Raw genomic sequence first — 19,854 nt, 5'->3', positions numbered from 1 at the left:
GACAATGGACACGCAAACCCTGATCTACCTGTTCGTGGGGGCAAGCTTCGCGCTTTATATCGGCATCGCCATCTGGAGCCGCGCGGGATCAACCAAGGAATTCTACATCGCGGGCGGCGGAGTAAACCCGGTGGTCAACGGCATGGCCACCGCCGCCGACTGGATGAGCGCGGCAAGTTTCATCTCGATGGCCGGGATCATCGCCTTTGTCGGCTATGATGCGTCGGTCTATCTGATGGGCTGGACTGGCGGCTATGTGTTGCTGGCGCTGTTGCTGGCACCATACCTGCGCAAGTTCGGGCAGTTCACCGTGCCCGATTTCATCGGCACCCGCTATTACAGCAAGGCCGCCCGCGTGGTTGCGGTGATCTGCCTGATCTTCATCAGCTTCACCTATATCGCCGGGCAGATGCGCGGTGTCGGGATCGTGTTTTCGCGCTTCCTTGATGTGGGCATCACCACCGGGGTGATCATCGGCATGGGGATCGTGTTCATCTACTCGGTGCTCGGCGGGATGAAGGGCATCACCTATACGCAGGTGGCGCAGTTCTGCGTGCTGATCTTCGCCTATATGGTGCCCGCCTTCTTCCTCAGCTTCATGATTACCGGCAACCCGATCCCGCAACTGGGGCTGGGCTCGACGGTGAACGACGGGTCGGGGTTGTATGTGCTTGAAAAGCTCAACCTGGTGCTCGGCGATCTGGGCTTTGGCGCCTATACCGATGGGCAGAAGAGCATGATCGACGTGTTCTGCATCACGCTGGCGCTGATGGTCGGCACGGCGGGCCTGCCGCACGTGATCGTGCGCTTCTTCACCGTGCCCAAGGCGTCTGATGCGCGCAAATCGGCCGGGTGGGCGCTGGTGTTCATAGCCCTGCTGTACACCACCGCGCCAGCGGTCGGCGCCTTTGCGCGGCTCAACTTCATCGATAACGTCAACGAGCAATCCTATAGCCAAGCCCCCGGCTGGTTCACCAATTGGGAAAGCAATGACCTGATCGCGTTCAAGGACAAGAACGGCGACGGGGTGATGCAATACCGCAAGGGCGATGCCTTTGCCGGAAAGCCCGAATTCACCGGAGAAACCGGCGCATCGGGCGAACGCGCGGTGAGCAATGCTCCGGTCGAAGGCAACGCCAACGAGCTTTATGTCGATCAGGACATCATGGTGCTGGCCAACCCGGAAATCGGCAATCTGCCGGGTTGGGTGGTGGCGCTGGTGGCGGCAGGCGGGCTGGCGGCGGCGCTGTCCACCGCGGCGGGCCTGCTATTGGTGATCTCGGCCTCGGTCAGCCACGATCTGCTGAAACAGACCTTCCGCCCGGACATTTCGGAAAAGGGCGAATTGCGCGCGGCGCGGATCGCGGCGACGGTGGCGATCGTGATTGCGGGCTATCTCGGCGTCTATCCGCCGGGCTGGGTCGCGCAGGTGGTGGCGTTCGCCTTTGGCCTCGCGGCAGCGACGCTGTTCCCGGCGATCTTCATGGGCATCTTTTCCAAGCGCATGAACAAGGAAGGCGCGATTGCCGGGATGGTATCAGGCCTGGTGTTTACCTTCGGCTACATCGTCTATTTCAAGCTGGTGAACCCGCAAGCCAGCAATGCCGCGAACTGGCTGCTGGGCATTTCGCCCGAAGGCATCGGGGTGATCGGGATGCTGATCAACTTTGGCATCGCGCTGGCGGTGTCATCGGTAGCCGCAAGCCCACCGCTCGAAGTACGCAAGCTGGTCGATTCGATCCGCGTCCCGCGCGGGGTGGGTGAGGCGCAGGCTCACTAAAGCGAGGTCGCGCTCAGCGGTTCTGCCGTCCCTCAACCAGCCGCTCAACAAGCGACGGATCGGCCAGCGTCGAAGTATCGCCCAGCGCGCCGAAGTCGTTCTCGGCGATCTTGCGCAGGATGCGGCGCATGATCTTGCCCGATCGGGTTTTGGGCAGGCCGTCGGTGAAGTGGATGATATCGGGCGTGGCAATCGGGCCGATTTCCTTGCGGACATGGGCTTTCAACTCGGCCAGCAGCGCGTCCGATCCCTCCTCCCCCACGTTCAGGGTGACGTAGCAATAGATGCCCTGCCCCTTGATATCGTGGGGATAGCCGACCACCGCCGCCTCGGCCACCTTGGGGTGGAGCACCAGCGCGCTTTCGACCTCGGCGGTGCCCATGCGGTGGCCGGAGACGTTGATCACATCATCGACGCGGCCGGTGATCCAGTAATATCCGTCCGCGTCGCGCTTGCACCCGTCGCCGGTGAAATATTTGCCCGCATAGGTGCTGAAATAGGTCTGCACGAAGCGGTCATGGTCGCCGTAAATGGTGCGCGCCTGCCCCGGCCAGCTATGCGTGATGCACAGGTTGCCCTCGGCTGCTCCGTCAAGCGTCTTGCCATCGCCATCGACCAGCTCTGGGCGGATTCCAAAGAACGGCAGGCCCGCGCTGCCCGGTTTCATGTCATGCGCGCCCGGCAACGTAGTGATCATGCAGCCGCCGGTTTCGGTCTGCCACCAGGTGTCGATGATCGGGCAGCGCCCTTCGCCCACCACGTCGAAATACCAGCGCCACGCCTCGGGATTGATCGGCTCACCGACGCTGCCGAGCAGGCGCAAGGACGCGCGGCTGCGGCTGGTGACGTGGGCGTCGCCTTCGCGCATCAGCGCGCGGATTGCGGTGGGGGCGGTGTAGATGATGTTCACCTTGTGCTTGTCCACCACATCCCAGAACCGCCCGTGATCGGGGTAATTGGGCACGCCTTCAAACACCACCGCGGTCGCTGCATTGATCAGCGGGCCATAGACCACGTAACTGTGCCCCGTGACCCAGCCGATATCGGCGGTGCACCAGAACACTTCGCCCGGCTGATAATCGAAAACGTAGTGGAACGTGCTCGCCGTCCACACGCCGTATCCGCCGGTGGTGTGGAGTACCCCTTTGGGCTTGCCGGTGGAACCTGAGGTGTAGAGGATGAACAGCGGGTCTTCTGCCGCCATGACTTCGCACGGGCAATCATCGTTACTGGCTATGTCTTCAAGCCAGTGATCGCGGCCTTCCTGCATCGCGATGGCCCCGCCGGTGCGGCGCACCACCAGCACCCCATCGACCGGGATGGCATGGGCGGAGAGGTTCAAGGCCGCATCGACGTTCGCTTTCAACGGCACCCGCTTGCCGCCGCGCAGGCCTTCATCGGCGGTGACGATAAAGCGGCTGGCGCAATCCTCGATCCGGCCCGCCAGCGCCTCGGGCGAGAAGCCGCCGAACACCACCGAATGCACCGCCCCCAGCCGCGCGCAGGCGAGCATCGCGGTGACGCCTTCGATGATCATCGGCATGTAGATCGTCACCCGGTCGCCCTTGGTCACGCCCAGCGATTTCAGCGCGTTGGCCATCCGCACCACCTCGGCGTGGAGTTCGCCATAGGTCAGGCTGCGGCCCGCACTCGCTGGATCGTCAGGCTCAAAAATCAGTGCCGTGGTGTTCGCGTGTTGCGCCAGGTGCCGGTCAACCGCATTGTGGCACAGGTTGAGGCTGCCGTCCTCAAACCAGCTGATACCCACCGGGCTATAGGCCCACTCGCCGCCTTGCGTCGGGGACTTGACCCAATCGAGCCGCTGCGCCTGTTCCAGCCAGAACGCGTCGGGCGCCTCAATCGAGCGGCGATACATTTCGGCGTATTGTTCGGGCGTGCAATGGGTCGGGGCGTGGGGCTCTGGCCGTTTGACGATCGGGGTCATGGCGATTCTCTCTGTTCTGAACGCGGGTTGGCGGCAGGCTACACGCGCTGCGCGTTCAGACAAAGAGCTTACGGCGTTTAAGGCATCCGGCGCATCTGACACCGCCGTTGCGGCGCGATGTTTCACGTGAAACATTGCCCAAACCTGCCCCTAAGCGGGGTCTAGCGCGACCTAGAGGGGGTCTAACCGGGGTCTAACCCAACCCTGGACCGGCGCAAAAAAGCCCCGCCAGCATCACATGATGCCAGCGGGGCTTCGTGTCATTACCAGCAGGTTCAGAACCGGTAGGCAACCCCGGCGCTGATCACCCACGGATCCAACTTGTGTTCGGTTTCGATCGCCAGCGTGTTGCCCACAAACCAGCGCGCGGTGGTGTCGATGAAGTAACGCTTCACATCGACGCTGAGGCCAAGCCCGGTGTCGTTCAGCGGCACATCGAACCCGGCCTGCAACGCAATGCCGAACTCGTTCGACAAGGTGTTTTTGGTCACGCCCAGCGGCAAAGTCGCCGCGCCCGGATCATCATCCACCCACAGGAAGTAGGATGGCCCGGCCCCGACATAGGGTTTCACCGCGCCCAGATCGAAGTGATATTTGGCGGTCACCGTCGCCGGGATCAGCTTGGCATTCGATACCAGCTCCGCGCCGACCGGAAGGCCGGCGGTGGCATCAACATCATGCTGGGTCATCCCGGCAATCGTTTCGATCGAGATGTTGTTGCTGATGAAATATTCGATCGCGATGGTGGGCGTGACATTGTCGTTCGCGCGGGTCTGCGTGGTCGCAGGCAGGCCCGGCAGGTTGACCCTGATGTCAGTGATCTTGCCATCGGGCAGAACCGCGGTGCCCAGCAGTTTGAACTGGATATCGCCTGCACGGTCAGTGTCATCCTGCGCCATGGCGGGCGTGGCAGCAAGCGCCAAGGCGGCACCGGCAAGCATCAGAATAGTCTTCATTTTCGTGTCCTTCATCCAGCAGCAGTGGCCGCCTTGCGCGGCCCAGGATGGTTGCTGCCTGTGGCCGCCCGATAGGCTTGGCCGATGCCTGCGATCATTGATCAGGATCAAAGACGCGTGGCGAAATTCGCGGCAATATTTCATCATCATGGCGACCCTCAGTCCTTCATCCCCGCGCTCTGATCTGGACGCTGGTCTTGCCGCATTCCGCGCTGCATTGCCGAAGGAAACGCGCGGTGCCGACACCGCTGACCGGCTGTGTGCCATCGGCACATTCGCGCATCTGGCCAAGGGCGAACAGCTCGCCCCCGATCCGCGCGATGACCGGTTGGTCTATATCGCCAACGGTTCCGCCAAACTGGTTGCGCCGTCTGGGGCGGGATCACCAGTCAATCAGGTGCTGGCATTCCATTTCGGCGGTGATCTGATTTCGGTATTGCGCCAAAGCGCCAGTGAACCGTGGGGCGACTTTCGGCTGGTCGCATTGACCAATTGCGATCTGGTTATTTTTCCGGCCGACCGGTTCCTCGATATCGCGCAAGCTGAACCGGCGGTGCTGCGATCGGTGCTGGCGCGCAGTTTGCAGGCGCTGCACCGTTCCCGCACGCGGATGATGCAGATGGGGCACAAGTCCGCGCAGCAAAGGATTGCCGATTTCCTTGTTTCGATGGCCGAAAGGCTAACCAATCGCACCACCGGGGCCTGCGCCATGTCATTACCAATGAGCCGCCGCGACATCGGCGACAGCCTTGGCCTCACTATCGAGACTGTCAGCCGCCAATTGACCGATCTGCGCGAGGCGGGCCTGTTGACGACTGAGGGGCGTTCAAAAATCCTGCTCACCGATATTGCCGCGCTGACGCGGCTGGCCGGACGCGGGCAGCTGCAAGCGGGATAGGCCGGACGAAAATTCGCAATTTTGATATGAATCAACTACCGCAATGCGGGGGCCGGTTACAGCGGGCCAACGAAAGGGACAATTCAACATGGAAGCAGTCGTAAGGCGGCTGGGGGGCTGGGCATTTGTCCTGCTTTTCGCCATTATCGCTATCGCACTGACCCCGGATAGTGGGTTTGCGATCCATATGGGGATCGTGGGGCTGGCAGCCCTGATCGTGATTATTGCCACGTTGCGCAGCTATGATCCGCTGGCCAAGGCGCAAAGCATCTTCAAGATGCCTCCTGGCCCATCGCGCTATGATGATGACGTGGTGCGCTGGGGCGTGATTGCGACCATGTTCTGGGGGATCGCGGGCCTGCTGGTCGGCGTGGTGATCGCCACGCAATTGGCCTTCCCGCAATTGAACCTTGAACCTTACCTCAATTTCGGCCGGTTGCGCCCGCTGCATACCTCGGCGGTGATTTTCGCGTTCGGGGGCAATGCCCTGATCGCGACAAGTTTCTACGTCGTGCAGCGCACCTGCCGCACCACGTTGGCGTTCCCCGGCATGGCGCGGTTCGTGTTCTGGGGGTATCAGCTGTTCATCGTGCTGGCCGCGACCGGATACCTGCTCGGTATCACCCAATCGAAAGAATATGCCGAGCCCGAATGGTATGTCGATCTGTGGCTAACGGTGGTGTGGCTCGCCTATCTGGCGGTGTTCGTCGGCACGCTGCTGCGTCGTCATGAACCGCATATCTATGTCGCCAACTGGTTCTACCTCGCCTTCATCGTCACCATTGCGATGCTGCACGTGGTCAATAATCTGGCGATCCCGGTCAGCTTCCTTGGCACCAAAAGCTACAGCGCCTTTGCCGGGGTGCAGGATGCGCTGACCCAGTGGTGGTATGGCCACAACGCGGTGGGTTTCTTCCTGACCGCAGGCTTCCTCGCCATGATGTATTACTTCGTGCCCAAACAGGCGGGGCGGCCGGTCTATTCCTACCGCCTGTCGATCATCCACTTCTGGTCGCTGATCTTCCTCTATATCTGGGCCGGGCCGCACCACCTCCACTACACCGCCCTGCCCGATTGGGCGCAAACGTTGGGCATGGTGTTTTCGATCATGCTTTGGATGCCCAGCTGGGGCGGGATGATCAACGGTCTGATGACGCTCAACGGCGCATGGGACAAGGTGCGCACCGATCCGATCATCCGCATGATGGTGCTGGCGCTGGCGTTCTACGGGATGAGCACGTTTGAAGGCCCGATGCTGTCGATCAAGGCGGTCAACAGCCTGTCGCACTATACCGACTGGACCATCGGCCACGTCCATTCGGGCGCGCTGGGATGGAACGGGATGATCACTTTCGCCTGTGTCTATTTCCTGGTGCCGCGCCTGTGGAACAAGCCGCGGCTATACAGCCTGCGGATGATCAACTGGCACTTCTGGCTCGCGACGCTGGGGATCGTTTTTTACGCTTCCAGCATGTGGGTCGCCGGGATCACGCAGGGCCTGATGTGGCGCGAATACGGGTCTGACGGTTATCTGGTGAACAGCTTCATCGACACGGTTACGGCGCTGCACCCGATGTACATCCTGCGCGCTGTCGGCGGGCTGATGTATCTCTCCGGGGCTATCATCATGGTTTACAATATCTGGATGACAATCGCCGGCAAGCTTCGCGACGAAGCGCCGATGGGTGACACCGCCCATGATGAAGCCGCCGATCGCCCGATCCTGTCTGAACCGCAAGCCCAGCCCGCTGAATAAGCGGCAGGAAGGAACGCGAACAATGACTGATACAAAGCGCAAGGAACCCTTCGAAGGCCACAAGCGGCTGGAAAAGAACGTCACCCTGCTCGCCGCTGCAACCTTTGTGGTGGTCGCCATCGGCGGGATCGTGGAAATCGCCCCGCTGTTCTGGATCGATAACACAATCGAAAAGGTGGAGGGGATGCGTCCCTATACCCCGCTGGAACAGGCCGGGCGGGATATCTACGTCCGCGAAGGCTGCTACCTGTGTCACAGCCAGATGATCCGTCCGTTCCGTGACGAGGTCGAACGCTATGGCCATTACAGCCTCGCGGCGGAATCGATGTATGATCACCCGTTCCAATGGGGATCGAAACGCACCGGGCCGGATCTGGCGCGCGTGGGCGGGCGCTATTCGGATGAATGGCACGTCCAGCATCTCAAGGCGCCGCGTTCGGTGGTGCCGGAAAGCATCATGCCCAATTACAGCTTCCTGGCGGAAACGGCGCTGAACGTGCCCGATCCGGCGGCGAATCTCACCGCGTTGCGGCGCGTGGGCGTGCCCTATTCCGATACCGACATCGCGCAGGCCGGGGCTGATCTGATGGCGCAGGCCAACCCCGATGCCGATGCGGGCGATCTGGCGGCGCGTTACCCCAAGGCGCAGATCCGCGATTTCGATGGCGATCCCACCCGCGTCACCGAAATGGATGCGCTGGTCGCCTATCTCCAGATGCTTGGCACGCTGGTCGATGTGAACAGCGCCGCCGCGCAGGAGGAACTGGCTGAGGAGAAAGGGCGATGAGCCTTTACGAAATCCTGCGCCACTTCGCCGATTCCTTCGGACTGGTGGTGATCTTCGCGCTCTATCTGACGCTGTGCCTGTGGCACTTCCGCCCCGGGGCAAAAGCCCATGTGGAGGCAGCCAAGCATTCGATTTTCAAGGATGAAGACGATGTCCAATAAGCGGATTGACCAACCCACCGGCACCGAAACCGTCGGCCACGAATGGGACGGGATCGAAGAACTCAACACCCCGCTGCCGCGCTGGTGGTTGTGGACGTTCTACGCCACGATTGCATGGTCGCTGGTCTATGTGGTGCTCTATCCCGCGTGGCCGATGATCGACAAGGCGACTTCGGGCACGCTCGGCTGGTCAAGCCGCGGCGACCTCGCCAAGGAAATGAGCGCCGCCGATGCCGCGCGCCAAGGCGTGATCGCCCAGATCGCCGCGACCGATATCGAAGCCCTGCCCGCCTCGCCCGAACTGATGGCGCAGGCGATTGCCGGGGGGGCGGCCGCGTTCAAGGTCAATTGCGTGCAGTGCCACGGCGCGGGCGCGGCGGGCTATCAGGAATATGGCTACCCCAACCTCAATGATAATGACTGGATCTGGGGCGGCACGCTGACCGATATCGAAACCACCCTTACCCACGGTATCCGCTGGGAAGGGTCTGACGCGACACGGGCAAATTATATGCCCGCGTTCGAAGGGATGTTCGATGCAGGCCAGGTGGCGGCGCTGACCAGCCATGTCCTGTCATTAAGCGGCAAGGCCAAACCGAACGCCGCTGGCGGGGTGCTCTATTCCGAAAACTGTGTCGCCTGCCACGGCGCGGCCGGTGCCGGGTTGCCCGAAATGGGCGCACCGGCGCTCAACGACGCGATCTGGCTTTATGGCAGCAGCGAAGCGGCGGTGCGCAAGCAGATCCTCGCCCCGCGTCACGGCGTGATGCCGGGATGGAAAGACCGGCTTGATCCGGTGACGATCAAGATGCTGGCAGCCTACGTGCACTCGCGCGGCGGCGGGCAGCAGGCGGCCCCGGCGGCTGAACCTGCAACCGATGTCGCGCAAGCGCCGAAGGCCGAAACCGATGGCTGACATCAAGGAGCCTGAGCGCACCAATCCGCCAGCGGGCAAGCCTCGCGACTGGAGTGGTGCGCTCGGCTCTGCCGCGCCGCAACCCGCCCCCGCTGCTGCCGGCCCGGCGAAGATCGAGCTCTATGAAAAGGGCAAGACCGTCCATAACAAGCGGATCGACGGCCCGTTCCGGCGGTTCAAATGGCTGGTGATGGTGGTCACGCTGGCGGTCTATTACATCACCCCGTGGATCCGTTGGGATCGCGGGCCATATGCACCCGATCAGGCGGTGCTGGTCGATCTGGCGCATCGCCGGTTCTACATGTTCGATATCGAAATCTGGCCGCACGAATTTTACTTCGTCGCCGGGTTGCTGATCATGGCGGGGATCGGGCTGTTCCTCGTCACCAGCGCGGTTGGCCGGGCGTGGTGCGGTTATGCCTGCCCGCAGACAGTGTGGACTGATCTGTTCCAGCATATTGACCGCTTTTTCGATGGCGATCGCAACGCCCGCGCACGGTTGGACAAGGCACCGTGGACGGCGGGCAAGATCACCCGCCGCACCTCAAAGTGGGCGGTCTATCTGGTCATCAGCTTCTGGACCGGCGGCGCATGGATCATGTATTTCGCCGACGCGCCCACTCTCACCTATGATTTCTGGCGCGGCGAAGCTGCGACGGTGGCCTATGCGACCGTGGCGATCCTGACCGGAACCACCTTCTGGCTCGGCGGGTTCATGCGCGAACAGGTGTGCATCTATATGTGCCCGTGGCCGCGCATCCAGACCGCGATGCTCGATGAAAAAAGCCTCATCGTCACTTACAAGGACTGGCGCGGCGAACAGCGCGGCAGCCTGAAGAAAGCGGCCAAAAACCCCGAAGCCTACGGCGATTGCGTCGATTGCCTGCAATGCGTCGCGGTGTGCCCCACCGGGGTCGACATTCGCGAAGGCCAGCAGATCGGTTGCATCACCTGCGGATTGTGCATCGACGCCTGCGACCGGGTGATGAAGGACATCGGCCGCCCGCGCGGGCTGATCGATTACGCCACGCTCGAACAATGCGAGGCCGAAGCGGCGGGCGCGCCCGCAACGCCTGCGTGGAAAGCGCTGCTGCGCCCGCGCGTCTTTATCTACTTCGGCGTCTGGGGCGCGATTGGCGCAGGCCTGTTATTTGCGCTGGGCGCCCGCACGCATACCGATCTTACCGTCTCGCCTGATCGCAACCCGCCGTTCATGCTGATGAAGGATGGATCGGTGCGCAATGCCTACACGCTGCGGCTGCGCAATATGGAGGCTCGCCCGCGCGATATGGAAGTTGCGCTGACCGGCCTGCCGCAAGGCGCGGTGATCTGGACTGACGCAGTAAGCCTTGAAAACGCCGCGCCGGTGCAAGTGATCGCCGTGCCCGCCAATGAAACCAAGGTGGTGCGCGCCTATGTGATGCTGCCACCGGGTGCGACGGCAGACAGTTTCAGCTTCCGCCTGACCAGCCTTGATGAACAGCGCGAACAGGATCTGGCAGAAACCAGATTTGCCATGCCGGGGAACGAATGATGGCCAGCAACAGCAAAAAATTCACCGGCAAGCACATGGCGATGGTGTTCATCGGCGGGTTCGGCGTGGTGATCGCGGTCAACCTGGTGATGGCGAGCTTTGCGGTCAGCGGCTTTCACGGCTTGGTGGTCGAAAACTCCTATGTCGCCAGCCAGAAATTCAACGGCTGGATGGATGAGGCCGAAAAATCGCGCGCGCTCGGCTGGAAGGTGGAAGCGCGCCACCTTGCCGACGGGCGCATCGCGCTGACCACCGCCGACGTGCCCGAAGGCGCGGCCATCACCGCGATTGCACGCCGACCGCTGGGTCAGCACGAACTCGCCAACCTCACCTTCGCCTCGGCGGGCGCAGATGCGTGGACCGCCAACGAAGCGCTGGCGCAAGGGCGCTGGACGTTGCACCTTACCGTGACCGCTGGCGGCCAGACCTGGACAGGGGAAAGCAAGCTGCCGTGAACGCCCCTGCCCCCATCCTTGCCGATAGCCCCGCGCTGATCTCGACCCGCTTCACCGTGCCAGGGATGCGGTGTGCTGGCTGCATCGGCAAGATTGAGCGGGAACTGCCCAAGGTTGACGGCATCATCGCGGCGCGCGCCAATTTTTCGGCCAAGCGGGTGGCGATCCAGCATGATCCCGCGCTCGATGAAACCGCGCTCACCGCCGCGCTGCTGGCGATCGGGTTTGAAGCGCAGCCGGTGGCGGACAATCCGCTCGGCGTGGAAACGCAGGAGCGCAAGCGTTTGATCCGTGCGCTCGGCGTGGCGGGCTTCGGGATGATGAATGTGATGCTGCTGTCGGTCAGCATCTGGTCGGGCGCGGATGGGCCGACGCGCGATCTGTTCCACTGGCTGTCGGCGCTGATCGCGATGCCGGTGATTGCCTATTCGGGCCGCCCGTTCTTCGCGAGCGCGTGGATGGCGCTGTCGCATCGCCGCACCAATATGGACGTGCCGATTTCGATTGGCGTGATCCTCGCGGCCGCGCTCAGCCTCTATGAAACGATCACCGGCGGCGGGCACGCTTATTTTGAAAGCGCGGTGATGTTATTGTTCTTCCTGCTCGCCGGGCGCGTGCTCGATGCGGTGATGCGTGACCGCACGCGCGCCGGGATCGGCGCTTTGCTGGGCCGGATGGGGAAAAGCGCCAGCGTGATCGGCCCCGATGGCAGCACCCGCCGCGTGGCTGCCGGAGAGCTTGAGCCGGGAATGCTGGTGCTGGTCGCGGCTGGCGAAGCGCTCGCCGCTGATGGCGCGGTTGAAGACGGGGTAAGCGCCATCGACAACGCCATGCTGACCGGCGAAAGTGCGCCCGAACCGGTCGCGCCGGGGGCGATTGTCCACGCGGGCGCGATCAACCTTTCCGCGCCGCTGCGGGTGCGGTTGACCGCCGTGGCGGATGACACCGCAATTGCCGAAATCGCGCGGCTGATGGACGAGGCGGGCCAATCGCGCAGCCACTATGTCCGCATCGCCGACCGCGCCAGCCGCCTCTATGCGCCGGTGGTGCACAGCCTCGCCGCGCTGGCGTTTGTTGGCTGGATGATCGCGGGCGCGGGTTGGCACCAATCGCTCACCATCGCGATTGCGGTGCTGATTATCACCTGCCCCTGCGCGATGGGCCTCGCCGTGCCCGCCGCGCAGGTGGTGGCGAGCGGCGCGTTGCTGCGCCGGGGCCTGCTGGTAAAAGATGGCAGCGCGCTGGAACGCCTCGCCGAATGCGACATCGCGCTGTTCGACAAGACCGGAACGCTGACGCTGGGCACCCCGCGCGCGGATATTACCGCGCTGGGTGCTGAGGCGCGCAGCGTCGCGTTGGGGCTGGCGCAGGCGAGCCGCCATCCGCTGAGCCAGGGACTCGCCGCTGCTTTGCTGCACGAAGGCGTGGTGCCTGCGGTAATCGCGGATGTGCGCGAAGTCAGCGGTGCGGGGCTTTCGGGGCGCTGGAACGGCGTCGAGGTCGCGCTCGAACGGCCCGACGATGCCGCGCAATCCCTCGCCGCCCGGCTGCGAATCGGGGAGACCGCACAGACCATCGCATTCGCCGATCCGCTGCGCGCCGATGCTGCGGCGACGCTTGCGGCGCTGCGGGCCGAGGGGATCGAAGCCAGCATCCTGTCGGGCGACCGCGCCGCGCCGGTGGACGCCGCGGCGCGCGAATTGGGCCTTGCTGCCACAGCCGAAGTCAGCCCGCAGGCCAAGCTCGCCGCATTGGAAGCGCTGAAGGCACAGGGCCGCCGCCCGCTGATGGTGGGCGATGGCTTGAACGATGGCCCGGCATTGGCCGCCGCGCACGCCTCGATCGCGCCGGGCACCGCGTCCGATGCCAGCCAGCAGGCCGCCGATGCGGTGTTTATTGGCGAGAAACTGATGCCGGTCGCGCTCGCGGTGCGGGTCGCCAAGGCGACGATGCGGATCGTGCGCCAGAACTTCGGCTTTTCGATTATTTATAACGTGCTGGCAGTGCCGCTGGCTTTGTTCGGCCTCGTCACCCCGCTGATCGCGGCTATCGCCATGTCGGTCAGCTCGCTGGTGGTGGTCGCCAATTCGCTACGGCTGGCGAGATCGACGAAATGACCGGCCTTGCGTTCCTGATCCCGATTGCCATCGGCATGGGGTTACTCGGCCTCGCCGCCTTCTTGTGGTCGCTGCGCGATGGGCAGTATGAAGACATGGACGGGGCCGCCAGCCGGATCCTGATTGATGAAGAGGACGAATTATGAGCGCCGCCGCCCTGCCCTATGCCATCACCGCGCTGGTGCCGGTGCTGATCGGCCCCTTGCCAGTGGACAGCCAAGCGATGACCGTCCCCTTGTGCAATGGCGGCACCCTCACCATCCCGCTGGGTGACGGCGAAGCGCCGATGGATAACCGCCAATGCCACCCCAGCGGATGCCACGCGGGCACCAGCCGCGAAAAGGCCAAACGCACAATTTGATCTCACGCAAAGACGTGGGCCAGCGCAGCCGCTTTAAGCGCACTCATGTGGCAATATCATCCCGAACTGCTCGCTACGCCGGTGCCGCGTTACACCAGCTATCCCACTGCGGCGGATTTCGGCGCGCTTCCCGAAGGCGCGATCGAGCGTGCGATTGCGGGGGCGGATGGTGACATCTCGCTCTATCTCCACATCCCGTTTTGCGAACAGATCTGCTATTATTGCGGCTGCAACACCGGGGCGGCGGGCAAGCGTGCGCGGGTGGAGAGCTATCTTGCCGCGCTGCATCAGGAAATCGCCACGGTCGCCAGCCTGCTTCCCGAAGCCGCGCGGGTGCGGCGCATTGCCTTTGGCGGCGGCAGCCCCAACGCGATTGAACCGGGCGAACTACTGGCGCTGGTTGACGCGATTCACGCCCATTTCCCGCTATTCGCTCCCGAATGGTCAATCGAACTCGATCCGCGCAGCCTGAACGCGCAATGGAGCCACGTGATCAGCGAAGTCGGCATCACCCGCGCGAGCATGGGGGTGCAGACCTTCGCCCCGCATTGCCAGAAGGTGATCGGGCGCGAACAACCCACCGCGATGATCTGCCGCAGTGTCGATTGGCTGCGCAGCGGCGGCGTGACCTCGCTCAATTTCGATCTGATGTACGGCCTGCCGCATCAGACCATTGCTGATCTGACCGAAAGCCTCGAATACACGCGCAAACTGGGGGCCGACCGGGTGGCGGTGTTCGGCTATGCCCACGTCCCCCATCTCGTTCCGCGCCAGAAAGTCATCCCCGAAGATACGCTGCCGGGGGCCGAGGCGCGCTTTGCCATGGCGAGCGCGGCTCACGCCTTCCTGACCGGCAACGGCTATGACGCTATCGGTTTCGATCACTTCGCCCTGCCGCATGATCCGCTGGCGCGCGCGGCGCGGGATGGCATGCTGCGGCGCAATTTTCAGGGCTTCACCGATGATCAGGCCGAGGTTTTGATCGGGATGGGCTCATCGGCGATCAGCGGCTTTCCCGGCCTGCTTGCCCAGAACGACAAGCATAATGGCCGCTATCGCACGCTGTCCGGCGAAGGGCGGCTATCGGCCAACCACGGGATCGCGCGCGCGGCGCAAGACCGGCTGCGCGGCGGCGTGATCGAGGCGCTGCTGTGCCGGGGCGAGGCGGCGCTGTCGCCGTGCCTGCTGGCCGAGGTGCAGGATAAGCTTGCGCCGTTTATCGCTGCCGGGCTGGCGACGCTGAGTGATAACAGCTTGCGCATTGCGCCTGACGGATTGCCCTATGCCCGGGTGATCGCATCGCTGTTCGATAGTTACCGCGCGATCACGCAGCGCAAGTTCAGTTCGGCGATCTGATCACTGATTCCCGAGCGCCTGCGCCGCAACGTTCAACTGCCCAGCGCGAGCAACACCTTGGATGACGCCGCCGACAACGCGCCGGGGTTCAAGGCAAGCGCATCCGGACGGGTGGCCGTGGGGTAGGCCTGTGTCAGCACAGCCAGCGCCTCGGTGATGCGGGCGTGGAGCGCCGGGTTGTCAGCCTTGATCGCCGCGCCCGATGCCGCAAATGCGGTTTCGGCAACCTTGGCAAAGCCATAGCCATCCAAATACGGTTCGAAGCGGTCATCGCTGGCGCTGATGCGATACATCGCGCTGGCGCGTTCGATCTGGTCGGCGATCACGCCTGCGGTCACCGCGGCTTCGGATGCGCCATTATCGGGCGCTTTGGTCGCCGCACCGCGCAGCGCGGCGATGATCGCATCATAGCGTTTGTTCACCTCTGCGGCGCTTTTGCCGTCATAGGCGGCGATCGAGGCATCGGTGAGCAATTGCTTGAAATCGGCAACCCCCAACTGCGCGAACACCGGGTCCATTTCCACCAGCACTTCAGCCGCGGGATGGGCGAACATTTCGGCGGCTGCCTGTTTCTCACCCGCCGCATAGGCATCGCGCGCGGCGACAACGTGGGCCTCGGTCACGGCCAGCGCAATGCCATAGGTGATCGGATCGTGGCCCGCATCAGCCACCGCCACGCCGCCCTCACCCTCACCGCCTGCAGTGCCGCCGCCGATTGTAGCGGCGCTATCACCGGGGGCGACCGCTTGCGTGCCCGCACCTTCGCCACCTGAGCCTTCGCCGCCCGCCTCGTCGCTGCACGCCGACAGCACGCCGCCCGCCAACGCGGTGCCAAGGCCCAACTGAGTCCAGATTTTGAGCGTGCTTTTCATCGAACGGGTCGTCCTTTGCGTGAAACCGAGGGTTGGCATTCCCCATGGCCGAGTTAATAATCATTCGCAAGTAGCCAATGTGTAATCTGAATAAGTATGCGGCGCGTGGGATTTGTGCGCGCCGCCTGCTAACACCGACTTGCTTACACAACCGGCGGGAGAAAAGATGATGCGCGATCTGGTGGTAGTCGATATCGGCGGCACCCATGCGCGCTTCGCCATCGCGTCGATTGGCGCGAATGGGGCGATCAGCCTTGATGCGCCCGAAACGCTCCACACCGCCGATCACGCCAGCTTTCAAACCGCGTGGGAAGCCTTCCGCAACCGCAAGGGCGGCACCCTGCCACCTGCGGTCAGCATGGCGATTGCCGGGCCGGTGGGCAGCCCCGGCAATCTCAATCCGGTGATCCGTTTTACCAACAATCCGTGGATCATCCGTCCCGCGCTGATCGCTGACAAGCTCGGCGTGGAACGCTTCACGCTGGTCAATGATTTCGCCGCCGTCGCCCACGCCGTAGCGCGCGCGGATGACGACCAATTCCTGCATCTGGCTGGCCCCGATGCGCCGCTGGGCCGCGATGGCACGATCAGCGTGATCGGCCCCGGCACCGGGCTTGGGGTCGCGCATCTGTGGCGATCCGGCGCCAATTACCGCGTGCAGGCGACCGAGGGCGGACATATCGACTTTGCCCCGCTCGACACCATCGAGGACGCGATCCTCGCCCGTCTGCGCAGCCGCCACAACCGCGTTTCGGTGGAGCGGGTGGTGGCTGGCCCCGGCATCGTCGATATTTATCAGGCGCTCGCCGCCATGGAACACCGCACCGTGCCTGAACGCGATGCGATTGAGATCTGGACGCTCGGCACCACTGGCGAGGATTCTCTGGCAGCCGCAGCGGTTGACCGCTTCTGCCTGTCATTGGGGTCGGTCGCGGGCGATCTGGCGCTGGCGCAGGGCGGGTTTGCGGGCGTGGTGATCGCGGGCGGGCTTGGCTACCGCATCCGCGACACGCTGCTCGCATCGGGCTTTGCTGCGAGGTTCAAGTCCAAGGGGCGGTTTGAAAGCCTGATGGCAGGCATCCCGGTCAAGCTGATCGTCCACCCGCAACCCGGCCTGTTTGGCGCGGCCGCGGCCTTTGCAACCGAGCACGGGGAATCGCCATGAAGACCATCGCCGATCTTGAAGCACGGCTGGCTGACCTGCATCAGCGCACCCGTGAAACCCCGCTGTTCAACCCGGTGTTTCAATTGTCGCTCGATCTGTCGCGCGGGCTTGAGGCGGGGCAGGTGAGCCTAGATGATCTGGCCGCGCTGGTGGCTGATCTGGAATGCGATGGGCTGAAAACCCGCGCGGCCAAGCTGCGCAAGCTGCTGGCTCCAACCGCCGATAGCGCCGCCACATTGGCGGGTGAGGATGCGGATTTCGACGCCTTTCGCGCGTGCTGGGAACGCCCGCAACTCCACGCCGTGTTCACCGCACACCCCACCTTCCTGCTCGCGCCGGAACAGGCCGAGGCGGTTGCCGCTGCGGCCTCTGGCGATGGAGTGATCGACGATAGCGCCTGCGTCGCCGCGCCCGAACACGCCGCCGTGACGCTTGACCACGAACACCGCGCCGCAATGGCCGCGATGGGCCGGGCGCAGGATGCGCGCGATGCGATTGTCGCCCGCTTGCTCGATGAAGCGCGCCAGAGCTGGCCCGATCAATGGCGCGACCTGCGCCCGCTGCCGTTCCGCTTTGCCAGCTGGGTCGGATACGACATGGACGGGCGCACCGATATTGGCTGGCACACCTCGATCGGGTTCCGGCTGACCGAAAAGGCTGAACGGCTGGCGCGCTACACTGCCGCGCTGGAAGCCATCGACCCGGCGCACCCGCTGCTCGACACTCTGCGCCCCGCGTCGCGGTTCGCCGCTGAACGCGCCGCCGATTTCGCAGGCGATCTCAGCAGCGAAGCAGCGCTGGCCGCCGCCGCCAACCGGCTGACCACCCACAGCCCCGACAACCTGCTGTCGCTCACGCCGCTGATCACCGCGCTCGAAACCGAGGCCGATACCGCCCCGCAGACCCGCGCCATCGCCCTGCTGACGCTCGCCGCCGCGATGCGCGCCGATGGGCTGGGGATGGGCTGGATTCATTTCCGCGTGAACGCCAAACAGCTCCACAACGCGATCCGCCGCCGGCTGCCCGAAGGCGAAGTAATCGAACTCGCGAGCAAAGGCGCGCTCGCCACCCTGCGCGCGATGGTGGATGAAGCCGCTCCGCTGCGCACCAATTTTGCAGCCCTTGCCACCGAAAGCTCCACCGCGATCCGGCAATTCATCGCGATGGCGCAAATCCTCAAACACATCGACGCCGATGCCCCGATCCGGATGCTGGTGGCCGAATGCGAACAGCCCGCCACGGTGCTCGCCGCGCTGTATTTTGCCAAACTGTTCGGGGTGGAGAGCAAGGTCGATGTCTCGCCGCTGTTCGAAACCGAGGCTGCGCTTGAACATGGCGGGCGGTTTCTGGATGCCTTGCTGGCAGAGCCTGCCTATCGCGCCTACGCCCGGCAACGGGGCCGGGTGGCGGTGCAGACCGGCTTTTCCGATGCCGGGCGTTTCGTCGGGCAGATCCCGGCGAGCCTCGCGATTGAGCGGCTGCAAGGGCGGCTGGCCGAAGCGATGGCCGCCAATGGTCTGGGCGATGTCGCCGCGCTGGTGTTCAACACCCACGGCGAAAGCATGGGCCGCGGCGCGCATCCGGCGTCGTTTCAGGACCGGCTCGAATGGCCGCTGTCCCCGTGGGCACGGCGGCGGTTTGCGCGGGCGGGTATCCGGCTGGAACCCGAAGTCAGCTTTCAGGGCGGCGATGGCTACCTGTTCTTCGCCACCCCCGAACTGGCGCTCGCCACCCTCACCCGCATTGCCGAGCTGCGTCCGGCGGAAACCGATCTCGCCGCGCCCGCCGATCCGTTTTACCACCGCACCGACATCAGCCTCGATTTCTATCGTGCGGTGAAGGATCATCAGAGCGATCACCTCGCCAGCCGCACCTATGCCCGCGCCGTTACCGCGTTCGGGCTGGGGCTGCTCAATACCACCGGCAGCCGCGTGTCGCGCCGTCAGAGCGATATCAACGCCGACCGCGAGATGAGCCTGCGCCAGATCCGCGCGATCCCGCACAACGCGATTCTCCAGCAGCTTGGCTACCCCGTCAATGTCATCGCCGGGATCGGCAGCGCGGCGGACGCCAACCGCGAAGACATCGCCACGCTGCTGACTGAAAGCGCGCGCGGGCGGCAGATCCTGCGGCTGCTCAACGCCGCCAATGCACTGGGCAGTATCAAGACCGTGGCGGCCTATGGCGAGCTGTTCAATTCGGCCTATTGGGCCAGCCGCACCTATCGCGGGACAGAGGATCATCTGGCTGGGGCGTGTGCCAGCCTTGCCGAATATCTGGTCGCCGATGATCGCACCAGCGTGTTTCGCCGCCTTGCCTCACACCTCAGGATTGATGCGCTCAAACTCCATCAGTTGACCGATCTGATCCTCGATAATCCCGCCGATAACCCCGCCGATACCCCTGGGCGCGAACGCGTGCGCCGCCGTATCGGGGTGTTGCAGGCGCTGCGCCTCGCGCTGCTGCAGCATATGTTCCTGAAGGCGGTGTCTGTCCCCGCCTTCAGCCGCGCGAACGACATCAGCCGCGGCGATGTGATCGAAATGGTGCTGACCTTGCGGGTGGACGAGGCGCTGGCGCAATTGCGGCGCGCGTTTCCGGTGCGGGTGCCGGGGCCGCACGACTTCACGCTCGATGAAGCCAGCGATTACCCCGATGGCGGCGAGGAAGGTTACGGCGCGATTGAACGCGATTTCCTGACCCCGATCGCCCGCGCCCACGCACTATCGCTCAGGATCAGCACCGCGATTGCCAATGAATTCGGGGCGCATGGGTAATCCTCCTCCCGTGGGGGA

Annotated in this window: 17 protein-coding genes; 14 read left to right on the top strand and 3 right to left on the bottom strand. The window is 63.9% G+C overall.

The features are described 5' to 3' along the window. Positions 1–4 precede the first annotated feature (4 nt). Positions 5–1,780, top strand: coding sequence for a sodium:solute symporter family protein (locus tag ACSSV3_RS05005; protein ID WP_354322637.1), 1,776 nt, complete (start codon positions 5–7; stop codon positions 1,778–1,780). Positions 1,781–1,793: 13 nt separating this feature from the next. Here the strand turns inward: ACSSV3_RS05005 and acs are convergent, their stop codons facing one another. Next, entirely contained in the window at positions 1,794–3,725 is a 1,932-nt protein-coding gene (gene acs, locus ACSSV3_RS05000; protein WP_354322635.1) for an acetate--CoA ligase, read from the bottom strand. Between the two features lie 275 nt (positions 3,726–4,000). Beyond that, the gene (locus ACSSV3_RS04995; RefSeq protein ID WP_354322634.1) at positions 4,001–4,681 is read right to left on the bottom strand and encodes an OmpW/AlkL family protein; all 681 of its coding nucleotides are present in this window, start codon (positions 4,679–4,681) and stop codon (positions 4,001–4,003) included. 148 nt (positions 4,682–4,829) lie between these two features. On the opposite strand from ACSSV3_RS04995, the gene ACSSV3_RS04990 reads away from it, so the two are divergent. The 11 genes from ACSSV3_RS04990 to hemN all read left to right on the top strand — a co-directional run bounded on the left by ACSSV3_RS04990 (position 4,830) and on the right by hemN (position 15,022). Then, complete coding sequence (locus ACSSV3_RS04990; protein ID WP_454184759.1) at positions 4,830–5,579, top strand: Crp/Fnr family transcriptional regulator; 750 nt, start codon at positions 4,830–4,832, stop codon at positions 5,577–5,579. 88 nt (positions 5,580–5,667) lie between these two features. Then, positions 5,668–7,335, top strand: coding sequence for a cytochrome-c oxidase, cbb3-type subunit I (gene ccoN / locus ACSSV3_RS04985; RefSeq protein WP_354322630.1), 1,668 nt, complete (start codon positions 5,668–5,670; stop codon positions 7,333–7,335). Positions 7,336–7,357: 22 nt separating this feature from the next. After that, complete coding sequence (gene ccoO, locus ACSSV3_RS04980) at positions 7,358–8,122, top strand: cytochrome-c oxidase, cbb3-type subunit II (protein WP_354322628.1); 765 nt, start codon at positions 7,358–7,360, stop codon at positions 8,120–8,122. Further along, positions 8,119–8,283 carry a cbb3-type cytochrome oxidase subunit 3 gene (locus ACSSV3_RS04975; protein ID WP_354322627.1) on the top strand — a complete coding sequence of 55 codons (165 nt, stop codon included), beginning with the start codon at positions 8,119–8,121 and terminating at the stop codon, positions 8,281–8,283. The genes ccoO and ACSSV3_RS04975 overlap by 4 nt, the downstream gene beginning before the upstream one ends. After that, entirely contained in the window at positions 8,273–9,199 is a 927-nt protein-coding gene (ccoP, locus tag ACSSV3_RS04970) for a cytochrome-c oxidase, cbb3-type subunit III (RefSeq protein WP_354322626.1), read from the top strand. Before ACSSV3_RS04975 ends, ccoP begins: the two co-directional genes overlap by 11 nt. Then, entirely contained in the window at positions 9,192–10,733 is a 1,542-nt protein-coding gene (ccoG, locus tag ACSSV3_RS04965; RefSeq protein ID WP_354322624.1) for a cytochrome c oxidase accessory protein CcoG, read from the top strand. Before ccoP ends, ccoG begins: the two co-directional genes overlap by 8 nt. After that, positions 10,730–11,188: a FixH family protein gene (locus tag ACSSV3_RS04960; RefSeq protein WP_354322622.1), complete on the top strand. Its 459-nt coding sequence runs from the start codon at positions 10,730–10,732 to the stop codon at positions 11,186–11,188. Before ccoG ends, ACSSV3_RS04960 begins: the two co-directional genes overlap by 4 nt. After that, complete coding sequence (locus tag ACSSV3_RS04955) at positions 11,185–13,305, top strand: heavy metal translocating P-type ATPase (protein ID WP_354322620.1); 2,121 nt, start codon at positions 11,185–11,187, stop codon at positions 13,303–13,305. The genes ACSSV3_RS04960 and ACSSV3_RS04955 overlap by 4 nt, the downstream gene beginning before the upstream one ends. Further along, positions 13,302–13,451, top strand: a complete 150-nt coding sequence (gene ccoS, locus ACSSV3_RS04950) for a cbb3-type cytochrome oxidase assembly protein CcoS (RefSeq protein WP_354322618.1) — start codon at positions 13,302–13,304, stop codon at positions 13,449–13,451. Before ACSSV3_RS04955 ends, ccoS begins: the two co-directional genes overlap by 4 nt. Further along, positions 13,448–13,666 (top strand): hypothetical protein, encoded by a 219-nt coding sequence (locus ACSSV3_RS04945; RefSeq protein ID WP_354322616.1) that lies wholly within the window; start codon positions 13,448–13,450, stop codon positions 13,664–13,666. The genes ccoS and ACSSV3_RS04945 overlap by 4 nt, the downstream gene beginning before the upstream one ends. A gap of 45 nt (positions 13,667–13,711) precedes the next feature. After that, positions 13,712–15,022 (top strand): oxygen-independent coproporphyrinogen III oxidase, encoded by a 1,311-nt coding sequence (hemN, locus tag ACSSV3_RS04940; protein ID WP_354322614.1) that lies wholly within the window; start codon positions 13,712–13,714, stop codon positions 15,020–15,022. A 32-nt stretch (positions 15,023–15,054) separates the two neighbouring features. Here hemN and ACSSV3_RS04935 read toward each other — a convergent pair whose 3' ends face one another. Further along, a complete protein-coding gene (locus ACSSV3_RS04935) occupies positions 15,055–15,894 on the bottom strand; it encodes a hypothetical protein (protein WP_354322612.1) in 840 nt (279 codons plus the stop codon). A gap of 166 nt (positions 15,895–16,060) precedes the next feature. Here ACSSV3_RS04935 and glk point away from each other — a divergent pair, with 166 nt between their 5' ends. After that, positions 16,061–17,059 (top strand): glucokinase, encoded by a 999-nt coding sequence (glk, locus tag ACSSV3_RS04930; RefSeq protein WP_354322610.1) that lies wholly within the window; start codon positions 16,061–16,063, stop codon positions 17,057–17,059. Next, complete coding sequence (locus tag ACSSV3_RS04925) at positions 17,056–19,836, top strand: phosphoenolpyruvate carboxylase (RefSeq protein ID WP_354322609.1); 2,781 nt, start codon at positions 17,056–17,058, stop codon at positions 19,834–19,836. The genes glk and ACSSV3_RS04925 overlap by 4 nt, the downstream gene beginning before the upstream one ends. Positions 19,837–19,854 lie beyond the last annotated feature (18 nt).

The organism is Porphyrobacter sp. MBR-49 (assembly GCF_053628655.1).
The sequence above is the reverse complement of the archived record's forward strand: the minus strand, read 5'-3'. Positions and strand labels throughout refer to the sequence as shown.